The organism is Turicibacter sp. GALT-G1, from assembly GCF_025594995.1.
In the GTDB taxonomy this organism is placed as follows: Bacteria; Bacillota_I; Bacilli_A; order MOL361; family Turicibacteraceae; genus Turicibacter; species Turicibacter bilis.
On sequence record NZ_JAMQUS010000041.1, the window covers coordinates 1 to 574 of the forward strand.

Sequence of the window (574 nt, forward strand, 5' to 3'; positions counted from 1 at the left end):
GCTGATTGACGATTCTTACCAACAATGGTATCCCCTTCAAAGTGCCCGTATTCTTGATTCATCGAAGCTTTAAGATACTGCTTATCTCGCTCATGAATGGTTTTACAATCATTGATTCTTCCACGTGTTTCTTTGTGGTTTTTAGGATTATTCTTTCCTTTTCGACGGAGCTTTTTGGCATCAATGCTTCCATTTTTCACAAGCTTATACAATGTTTTAGTTGAAACTCTTTCTGAATGACCCATCAGCTTATCACGCCCCGCAATAGCATCTAATGACCATCCTTGACCTAATAACTCATGAATCTCTTGTACTTTCTGCTGAGATAAAGTGATTTCTTTTCTTCCACAACGCTTTTTATTTTGCTTATAATTAAAGTAGATTTCTTCAACACTGAATCCCTTTTTCAATAAGCGATAATAGGTATAAACTTTATCCTTTCCAATCTTCATACGTCGTGCACATTCACGAGCGTTAACTCCTAAATAATAATTTGACTCTATATTTGTCAGCTGATTTATGTTAATATGATGATAAGACATAGATGAAAACTCCGGCTCTTTGTCAACTGGTG

General features: G+C 35.7%; 1 protein-coding gene. It reads right to left on the reverse strand.

The genetic code is table 11. The annotated features are described in order from the left end of the window. Positions 1-542: IS30 family transposase (locus tag NEH74_RS07665; protein WP_262941247.1), on the reverse strand; the 542-nt coding region annotated here is incomplete at its 3' end. Positions 543-574: the final 32 nt, after the last annotated feature.